Origin of the sequence: Ewingella sp. CoE-038-23 (genome assembly GCF_040419245.1) — a bacterium.
GTDB classification, from domain to species: Bacteria; Pseudomonadota; Gammaproteobacteria; order Enterobacterales; family Enterobacteriaceae; genus Ewingella; species Ewingella allii.
The window spans coordinates 2,275,497-2,284,198 of record NZ_JAZHOH010000001.1; the positions used below are offsets into that span (position 1 = coordinate 2,275,497).

Annotated in this window: 16 protein-coding genes; 11 read left to right on the plus strand and 5 right to left on the minus strand. The window is 45.3% G+C overall.

From position 1 onward, the window contains the following. Window positions 1-60: 60 nt before the first annotated feature. Window positions 61-1,026 (plus strand): hypothetical protein, encoded by a 966-nt coding sequence (locus tag V2154_RS10620; protein WP_353502214.1) that lies wholly within the window; start codon window positions 61-63, stop codon window positions 1,024-1,026. A 356-nt stretch (window positions 1,027-1,382) separates the two neighbouring features. On the opposite strand, the gene V2154_RS10625 is transcribed toward V2154_RS10620, so the two are convergent. The 5 genes from V2154_RS10625 to V2154_RS10645 all read right to left on the minus strand — a co-directional run bounded on the left by V2154_RS10625 (window position 1,383) and on the right by V2154_RS10645 (window position 5,628). Beyond that, window positions 1,383-2,165 (minus strand): antitermination protein Q, encoded by a 783-nt coding sequence (locus V2154_RS10625; RefSeq protein WP_353502215.1) that lies wholly within the window; start codon window positions 2,163-2,165, stop codon window positions 1,383-1,385. Beyond that, entirely contained in the window at window positions 2,165-3,139 is a 975-nt protein-coding gene (locus V2154_RS10630; RefSeq protein WP_353502216.1) for a DUF7146 domain-containing protein, read from the minus strand. The genes V2154_RS10625 and V2154_RS10630 overlap by 1 nt, the downstream gene beginning before the upstream one ends. Continuing rightward, the gene (locus V2154_RS10635) at window positions 3,136-4,776 is read right to left on the minus strand and encodes a DEAD/DEAH box helicase family protein (protein ID WP_353502217.1); all 1,641 of its coding nucleotides are present in this window, start codon (window positions 4,774-4,776) and stop codon (window positions 3,136-3,138) included. Before V2154_RS10635 ends, V2154_RS10630 begins: the two co-directional genes overlap by 4 nt. 368 nt (window positions 4,777-5,144) lie before the next feature. Next, window positions 5,145-5,426, minus strand: a complete 282-nt coding sequence (locus V2154_RS10640; RefSeq protein WP_353502218.1) for a hypothetical protein — start codon at window positions 5,424-5,426, stop codon at window positions 5,145-5,147. Further along, window positions 5,416-5,628 (minus strand): Cro/CI family transcriptional regulator, encoded by a 213-nt coding sequence (locus tag V2154_RS10645; RefSeq protein WP_353502219.1) that lies wholly within the window; start codon window positions 5,626-5,628, stop codon window positions 5,416-5,418. Before V2154_RS10645 ends, V2154_RS10640 begins: the two co-directional genes overlap by 11 nt. Before the next feature lie 97 nt (window positions 5,629-5,725). Here V2154_RS10645 and V2154_RS10650 point away from each other — a divergent pair, with 97 nt between their 5' ends. The 10 genes from V2154_RS10650 to V2154_RS10695 all read left to right on the plus strand — a co-directional run bounded on the left by V2154_RS10650 (window position 5,726) and on the right by V2154_RS10695 (window position 8,656). Next, window positions 5,726-6,427, plus strand: coding sequence for a LexA family protein (locus V2154_RS10650; protein ID WP_353502220.1), 702 nt, complete (start codon window positions 5,726-5,728; stop codon window positions 6,425-6,427). A gap of 176 nt (window positions 6,428-6,603) precedes the next feature. Then, entirely contained in the window at window positions 6,604-6,900 is a 297-nt protein-coding gene (locus V2154_RS10655; protein ID WP_353502221.1) for a hypothetical protein, read from the plus strand. A 35-nt stretch (window positions 6,901-6,935) separates the two neighbouring features. After that, entirely contained in the window at window positions 6,936-7,220 is a 285-nt protein-coding gene (locus V2154_RS10660) for a hypothetical protein (protein ID WP_353502222.1), read from the plus strand. A gap of 1 nt (window position 7,221) precedes the next feature. Next, the gene (locus V2154_RS10665) at window positions 7,222-7,434 is read left to right on the plus strand and encodes an ogr/Delta-like zinc finger family protein (RefSeq protein ID WP_353502223.1); all 213 of its coding nucleotides are present in this window, start codon (window positions 7,222-7,224) and stop codon (window positions 7,432-7,434) included. Next, on the plus strand, window positions 7,431-7,721 hold the full coding sequence (locus tag V2154_RS10670; RefSeq protein WP_353502224.1) for a host cell division inhibitor Icd-like protein: 291 nt from the start codon (window positions 7,431-7,433) through the stop codon (window positions 7,719-7,721). Before V2154_RS10665 ends, V2154_RS10670 begins: the two co-directional genes overlap by 4 nt. Beyond that, window positions 7,714-7,905: a hypothetical protein gene (locus tag V2154_RS10675; protein ID WP_353502225.1), complete on the plus strand. Its 192-nt coding sequence runs from the start codon at window positions 7,714-7,716 to the stop codon at window positions 7,903-7,905. The genes V2154_RS10670 and V2154_RS10675 overlap by 8 nt, the downstream gene beginning before the upstream one ends. Continuing rightward, window positions 7,892-8,071 (plus strand): hypothetical protein, encoded by a 180-nt coding sequence (locus tag V2154_RS10680; RefSeq protein ID WP_353502226.1) that lies wholly within the window; start codon window positions 7,892-7,894, stop codon window positions 8,069-8,071. Before V2154_RS10675 ends, V2154_RS10680 begins: the two co-directional genes overlap by 14 nt. Further along, a complete protein-coding gene (locus tag V2154_RS10685) occupies window positions 8,071-8,232 on the plus strand; it encodes a hypothetical protein (RefSeq protein ID WP_353502227.1) in 162 nt (53 codons plus the stop codon). Before V2154_RS10680 ends, V2154_RS10685 begins: the two co-directional genes overlap by 1 nt. Then, entirely contained in the window at window positions 8,229-8,438 is a 210-nt protein-coding gene (locus V2154_RS10690; protein WP_353502228.1) for a hypothetical protein, read from the plus strand. Before V2154_RS10685 ends, V2154_RS10690 begins: the two co-directional genes overlap by 4 nt. Beyond that, window positions 8,438-8,656 (plus strand): hypothetical protein, encoded by a 219-nt coding sequence (locus V2154_RS10695; protein ID WP_353502229.1) that lies wholly within the window; start codon window positions 8,438-8,440, stop codon window positions 8,654-8,656. Before V2154_RS10690 ends, V2154_RS10695 begins: the two co-directional genes overlap by 1 nt. Window positions 8,657-8,702: the final 46 nt, after the last annotated feature.

The window sequence follows — 8,702 nt, forward strand, 5'->3', positions numbered from 1 at the left end:
AGCAGAGTTATGTTTGAGGATTAGGGCTATTCCTAGCAAACATTCACGGCATGATAAAAGATGATCTATATCAAGAATCAAAACACTTTTGAGAAGCTGGAAACTTGGGAAGAACTTGAAAAACGAGATGGTTTCCAAAGTATTGTTGATTTAACAGGTAAAAAACTTATGGATGCGTTTGGTTACTATGAGCTAGCAAACAAAATTCCATGCGGAAAAAAGAACTGCCGCACCAAGCATTTTAAGGGTGTTCTCGTTGTTACTGAGGATGGGATTGAAACTAATATCGGCCATGATTGTGGCTTCGCTGCCTTTGGGGTTAAATTTGAGCAACTGGCTACAGAACTTACCAATCAGGCAAATTACCACCGTCTCCTCGTTGCTGTTAAAGAAGCAAAATCGCAAATATTTTCTCTATATCAGAAAAAAGCGATACTAGAGGCTGGACAACCTTCCCTGCTTATAATTGCTAATCAGATACTCAATGCTCGCAGGCCAGAAATTATCGGGCGTGCTGCATATGTTGAACTTAAACGTATGGCTGGATCCAATGACGGTAGAGTAAAAATTTCCAGACGTAAGTCAGACTCCAATGCTGAATTAGAAGATGTTATGTCGCAAAAAGGTTTCTCGGATTATGGCGATGAGTTAAAACCTAAAAAACCACAATATGAGGATGTCGTGATAGGAAACGTTCAGCATTCTGATTGCCTACTTGACGACTACGACATTTCTATTTTGTTTGAGCGTGATATCAAACTGGTTCTGGAAGATTTGCAGCAGTCCAACCCAGATGAAATAACTCAGCGCAAACTAACCCGTTTGGGCGTGAGAGTTTCTCGCTTCGATGAACGTCTCAACTTTATTCGCGACAGATTGATGAAGGCGAGAGTTTTTCTTACTCAGGAAAACCTAAAACCACTTTATACAAAGCTTAATTTACAGCGTTCTGTCAGCCAAAAAGACAAAGATATGTTTCTTGAGTTTATTTTAACCCTGCCAGAGCGGGCATCGCTTCAAGCCTGAGCCAACCATCAATTTCTTCCGGGAGAATTGAAATAATTTCTCCCGCTGAGGAACATAAAAAATTGGAGAAAATCCTATCCTCATCAAAAGAAGCCGCCGCTAACTCATAACCAAAGCAACGACTATAGAGCAAAAACCTGTCATTGCACTGGTCGTAAGGTGGAGGGAATTTAGGACTATGAAAATAGTTCATTTAAAAATCATCTCCAGAAACGACAAAACCCCGCCGGAGCGAGGTCTTGAATGTTTTGCTAAGCGCTCATCTATAGAAACGCCCATGATTTAGAGAAATTACGCCAAGTTCGGACAAAATGCAAGATTTATATTTCAACCGATCAATAAGATCCCCGATCACCCTATCTTTTGGTGATTCTCTGAAACACTGCGTCGGCGTGACTCTCTTCCTTGTCACATTTCACCACCAGCAGCTCATAGAGCGGTTTCCAGTTACGGTTCCATGTTCTCTCATGCAGTTCAGGCAACAGAGCCAAAATCGCTTTGTGGGCCGTTGTGCCCGGTGTGCGTTTAAATCCTCTCCCCGTGCAGCGGTCGCAGGTCTTATCAACTGGCACCCCGAGGCGGTTGGATTTAACCAAGTCGCGCACTCGGCCAGTACCATTGCAGCGACAACGGGCAGAAATCTGCCCTTTTCCATTGCAGGTATGACACAGCTCTCTAACGGATTGGATTTTGGTCACTGCTGGAATCTTCACTTCACCATCAGCACCAATGTAACCGGCATATTTAACCACCTCGCACTCAGCTGCGTGAAAACCAGTGCCAGCGCAATCTGTGCAGGTGCTAGTGCTGCCAGCTGACTGGCAGTATTCCGCATAGGCCATCTTGGCAAGGATAACCATGCAGTGCGCCATGCGGCGGCCTGCTGCCTTACCAACGTGCTTACCGGCGTTCTGCATCGCATAGGCTGCAAGGCGCTCAATCGTGCGTTGGCCGTCCTCTTTGCTGATCCCGTTCTTCCCGAGAAAAGCAGCCATGCCAAAAGATGCCTGAGACTCAGCCATACCCAAACACGCAGCAAGGTCAGGGCCGCTTAACGAATCAGACGATGTCGCTGGCGGGACATTGGTGATCATCTGGCTTTTAGGGTTGAACTGCTTCAGTGCGTTTTCGAGTTTCATTAAGCTGCCACCTTCTTCGTGAAGGGCTGTTCACGTACTTCACAGCCATTAAGCATCATGTCGTTGAAGTCCCCGTGATCCGGCCAGCGGATACTGACTTTCTCAAGGTCATTCTTTGCAATGAGATTTGCGTGTGCGCAGGCGAACGCTGCGGCATGGCCCGTTGCCGAGTGCTGGTCCATATCTGCAAAAATAATCAGGTGCTTCACCCCCTGAGGAACGCGAAATTTAGCCATGAACCCCGAGTTGATGACTGACCAAGTATTCACCCCATATATCTTCTTACAAGAAAGCGCTGTTTCAATTCCTTCAGCAATGCCCAACGTAGTAGCTGGCGGGTACATTCGGATCGCTACCGATTCCGCATACTTCAAAACGTTCTCTTCCTGAAGGGCCATTAATTTCTTAGAGGCTGCAACCGATGCCTTTTTATCACCGTCCAACAAAGTCCGGTGCAGGTAACACAGATTTGCCTTGTCGTCGGTAGCCAGTGACCACATCGCCTGATGATCTGAGCCATTAGCGGCCCTCTGTGAACCGCAGTAGCGAATTGCTTCTGGAGGCATTTCAAAGATGCCGCGATTATTGAGGTATTTCTCCCCATCGGTATGGCTGAGCGGAACCAGTCGGCCAAACATATCAATTACCCGCTCGCGCGTTCTGGTGATATCGCTTTTAACTGGTGCCGCGTGTTTCTGTTCATGCTCAAAAGTGTTGCCAATGATCTGGTCAACTTCATCCATCAATTCCTGAATGGTTTTGCTCTGCGTCAGTGAGAGCAACTTCCACCCGTCACCACGATTGCAGGTACAGATAAACGTGCCGCGTCCTTCAAGGTCATCACAACGGTATTTTCCCTTGGCCTCACAAATCGGGCATTTACCCTTGAAATGCCGCTTTCCAGTTATTGGAGGCAACCCGTAATAATCAAAAATCTTCGGCCACTGGCCTATTGCTGCTTCACGGGTTTTCACTGTTTATCTCCTGGTGAACGATTTAATAACTGCTCACGCACTTTAATGAGGTGTGCTGTGATTTGGGCGGGTGATGCTGGTTCAGGGCTGGCGAGCTTGAATTCCTGTTCCATCTGTTCCGGCTTGTGCTTCTCGCGTCCCTTAGCAAAGGCGATGCGTTTATGTCTGATGTAGTTGCTAACCTCAGGCGATAATTGAGCCGGCTGATCGCTTAGCCCCTTCGGCCATGTACCGAATTTGTCCTTGAAGGTGTGAGCACACCAACCATCACTGACCGGTTTTCCTTCCATAGCGCGCTTGCGCTGATAGAAGATGATCTGCGACCACCAAGACTGTTTATCCTTATGCGTGGGCACTTTTTTCTTTCCGCTGAGTTTTTTCAGTCCACGAGTGGTGTCGGTCTCAACATCCTCCCCGACCAACGGTTTGAAACCACATTTCGGGCAAACGTATACCCCTGCCGGTTTCATGAAATGGCACTGGTTACATTCTTTGGGGAGTTTTTCGAGCTTCTCCGCTGCCTTTTGTGCTGCAGCATCTTTCATGCCGTCACTTTTCGTTGGCAACTCGTCATATTCAATGCTTTCCGGGAAGCCTAACCGGATAACTGATCCTGAATGGTCAAACACAAGACAGGCATCCTTGCCCGGAGCAGTGCGTAATCCACGCCCGATAGTCTGCAGCCAGCGAGTTTCTGATTTTGTCGGACGTGCATAGATAATCGCCCTCACGTCACTATCAAATCCGGCAATCAGTGTTCCCACGCTCACAAGAACCTTCGTAGCACCCTGCTCAAACCTGTGAATAATCATCAGGCGTTCATCGTGTGGCGTATCAGCAGTCATAACCTCAGCATTCACGCCTGCCTGATTAAACCCTATCGTCACAAAATTGGCATGGTTCACGTTTACGCAAAAGGCAACGGTTGGCAGATCTTTACCATGGGCAAGCCAGTTGCTAACGATGTCGCCCACCAGCTCAGAGCCACACATGATCTCGGCAACTTCATCTTCTTTGAAATCGGTGCCATATTCATCTGAACGAGTAGTTTTGACTTTGCTCAGATCCGGCTTAGTCGGCGCGAAGAATTCATATCCGCACAGAACACCTGTTTCCATAAGTTCTTTGATGGTTGTCGGTTTGATCAGGCGCTGGTAATACTTTCCGAGGAATGGAGCAAACGGGGTGCCTGAAAGACCGATCACCTTCACTTTGGTTTCTTCTGTCAGAAACTTGATAACTTCGAGCATCTTTTTGCGGCGAAGGTGAGCTTCGTCAATGATCAGCAAATCGATGTTTTCAGGGAAATCACGCCGGATCAGTGTGTCAGCAGAGGCAATCTGAATAAGGCGCTCAGGGTCGTGGTTAGGATGATCGCGCCAGATAAAGCCGATTTCTTCTTCTGGTAGCCCATATTCGACAAAGCGTTTGGCTGTTTGGGTGATGAGTACTGTGTATGGGCAGACCATCAGAACGCGCATACCGCGTGAGACGAACCCGTCAGTGATGAATGCACTTAGCCCAGTCTTACCGCTACCTGTAGGGCTGTAGACCATGAACGAGTTGTACTGTTTCCAGTCGCGTCGTAACATGTCCAGCGCTCGTTGCTGTGCTAAATTTGCAGTGATGTTAAGCATGTTGTACCTCAGCAAGGACCGGCACGGTATAACTCGCCAAAGTGTGACGTGTCGGTTTCTTGCTTCCCTTCGAGGTTTCAGCGTTCAAATAGAATTTCATCGAAAACTTCCCCTTCAGTGATAAATTCGCTTAGCCAGAACCGAAGCCCTGACCGGTTATGCGGCTAACCTTCTAGCCATCTAAACTTCTGTGTCGCTTTTTCTAAAGACAGTGATCATCTTTAAGTAAAGAGCCCTTCCTTTGGCTAGGCCTTCCCTAACACCCCTCTTTCAAAGATCACCCCCCAAACCCCCCTAGAAAGTTTTCTCCCCTCTTCCCCATTCGTACCACTTTGCTAGTACAGGTTCTGAAGGCTTTCTTGGAGGGCTCACCCACCGACCAGTTTCGGTTTAGCTGTTAAACCTGAGCTGGCTGCTGAGTACTTCCGGACAAACTCCCTGAGGCGCGTATTTGCTTCGTGACGCGCTTTGTTTTCCTGTTTAAAACTTACCGGCTCGCTATCCCATGCCATCTGGTAAACTTCTGCGTACCTTGTCGCGATTTTCCCTCTTGCTGCTGGGCCTAACTCACTCAGCATGGTTTGAATCCACTCACCATCTGCCTCACTGAATACAGACGGCATAACCGTCCGGTGATAGTCATGAGCCATTTGATTTGCTTCGTGGACCTCTTTTCGAAGGGAACGTCTTCACCTCGTATGCCTCAAGAACGCCGTTTTCTTTAACGGAAACATGGATAGTTCTTCCTGACTGAAGTGCTTTACTGATGGCTATTTGAGTTACGCCGAGGGCATTCCCGGTACGGACTTGCCCATGTTCAGCTACATAGTCTTTAAGGGTCATTGAAGTCATATAACCTCTAGCTATAGATTAATAATATCAAAAGTATTAACATTAAAGATACTATATGTAGGAGACACTTTCAAACTAAAGGTATTAAAATAAAATCATGGAAAAGAAAAGAACCCTGACGACAGAACAGCTTCAAGACGCAAGCAGGCTTAAAGCTTTGTATGAGTCAAAGAAAAAAGAATTAGGCATTACGCAGCAAGATGTAGCTGATCAGTTAGAGATCTCGCAGGGTGCCGTAGGTCATTACTTAAACGGTCGAAACCCGATAAACCTCAATGTTGCAGCTGTTTTCGCGAACCTATTACAAGTGCAAATCGCCGACTTCAGCCCTTCCATAGCGGCAGAGGCTGAACGCCTATCGAGAGCGTCCAATGTTTCATACGTCAGCGTAGCTAAGCCTAGGAATAGTTACCCATTAATAAGCTGGGTAAGCGCTGGCTCTTGGTGTGAGGCTGTAGAACCCTACACACTCAAAGAGATTGAAGAGTGGTATGAATCAGATGCCCACGTCGAGGGAACGGCGTTCTGGCTTAAGGTACAGGGTGACTCCATGACCTCCCCTGTAGGCCTGAGCATTCCAGAGGGAATGAATATTCTGGTAGATACAGGGAAAGAAGCCAAAAACGGAAGCCTTGTCATAGCTAAGCTAACCGATGCAAACGAGGCCACATTCAAAAAATTGGTGATTGATGGTGGTTCGACATATCTCAAACCACTAAATCCTCAATACCCTCTGCTCCAAGTGAATGGAAACTGCAAAATCATCGGAGTAGTTGTTCAGGCCATGATGTGGTTGTGAGCACTCCACCAAGCAGTCTTAGCCCGCGAATGCGGGTTTTTTTTGGTTTAGATAAAATTTAATATCATGTAAATCAATAAGTAATACTTTAAATACTACGTTTTTATACTTTTAGTATTGTTAATATTAGAACTTTGAGTATTATTACCTCAGCGGCAAACAACGGAGCTAATGAGATGACTGATACAAAAATAAATATTCAAACAACTTCCTTCGATATTCATCAAAAACTCAAAGCTGCCGGATCTGAAATAAGTTATTTCATGCCTGTATCAGGTCATAACGAGAATGCAGCATATATATTTTTCACCTCTTTTCTCGATGTGCCTGAATACCAAATTTATGAAAGAAATGAATTCGGTTTCGTTCTTGTGGATTTCTTCAACTCATATGAAGAGGCTTGCACCCACGCTAAAGAGATTTTAGACAAGTCCCCCAAATTTAAAAATTCAGTTTGCTGTTCCAGCAAATAAAAAAATTCATTCCAAACAAATCATGGTGAATACAAATGCCTAACTTAGCTGATTTGATGATTTCTGTAGATGGAAAGAAATTAAGCAAAGATGAATACAAAGCTCATGAAAGTAATGCAGGAATGGGGATTGATTATATCGTTAATGGAATCCGTTCAGTTGCAAACCTAATGTTCTGGGCTGCTAGCAACGATCATTATGCAGATGCGAAAAGTGACATGCAAAATGTTGGTCTTTTAATATCTGCCAATATGGAGATTCTGGAAAAAATGATTGAAATAGAATCTTGCGCAAGCTTCAACATTAATAAGGACAAATAAAATGATGCACTGCCCTATTTGTTCTCATGTAGCTCATACACGCACAAGTCGTTATTTGAGTGAATCCACCAAGGAGCGGCACCATCAATGCCAAAATAAAGAGTGCGAATGTCGTTTTGTTACCCTCGAGTCATTGGCTCGTATTATTTGCAAGCGCGGGAATAAACATCAAGTTGCACGTGCAACAGGTGGAACCTCAGAGGTGAAAGTATGATTAACGTGACATGTCACTGTGATTCGGCTCTGGCTTCAACGCCCGTTAAACACCAGAGCCTAACCCTAAACATTAATACCTGCGACGGTGTTGAGAATAAGGCTGAGTCGAATACTAGCACAAGCACATTTGTTTTTGCATCTGTCTTGCGCTCAGACCCTAATGCCAAGCCTGTTATGCGTCGCGTTGTGGCCCGCAGTGAGAAAGAAGCTCGCCGCCAGCTGTCAAGTCAGTACGTATTGTCGTTAGGTTCTCGCCTCCCGATTAACGAGGTGACATATGCATAACAACATCGTCATTCAAGTTAAGCCTGAATTCACAGGTCGCATAATGCTGCACATTAATGATGGACAGCTAGAGTCGCACGAACCAATGCTGCCAGGTTATCACCTAACCACATTGCAGGGCTTTTTAGAAATGGCGCAAGCGGCAGGTTATCAAGTGAAGGAGATGCAAAATGGCAACAGTTAAAAACGGTGATATCAACCTCGTAGATATTTTAAGCGATTTGGCAGCAATTCTTGATGCCGCAATGATTATTAGACTTAACCATGCAGACCACATTTTGGCGAATGAAATTGTTGAGTTTGCACAAGGATTGGCAAGCCGGGCAGCACAAGTGGGAGGGGCACAATAATGAAAAACACACCACCATATAGCGCTGAGGATGCACTAATTAAAATAAAAGCATTGGCAGATGCGGCTTCATTTCTAACCGGAAGTGACCAAGAAAGAAGTATAGCTCTCGACCTTCTCGAAATTATTACTAACATGGCTGAATTGGGGCAGAAATTATGAATGCAGAAACTAAAGGCTGTTTACTCAATGGGATTCGTGCTTGCATTCTCGACCTGAATTTCTCCGAAGGTGCATTACATGTAGTCCGCGATAATTTGCAGACTGATGGAGGATGGCAAGACGAATATTCCATCACCCATTTAGCAATTGAAAATATCAAGCAGGTTCGTCACATGCTAAACCAACTTGAATTGGAGCACCTCTAATGGCAAATCCCAAACTAACGCCAGTTGATTTCGACATGTTAGATGTGGGCGATGAATTATATGTCATTGATGCAATGCTAACAGCCGTTAACAACTTCAATAAGTTTGAACGTGCTGAATACAATATGACGCTCGATGGAATGCTAATGATTATAGCTGCGCGAATAATGCAACTAAAAGACACGGTGGATAAACACAATAAAGGCAAAACAAATTAATCATTAATATACAGAGTTAAATATCAAAAAAAATTAATTGCAGCCT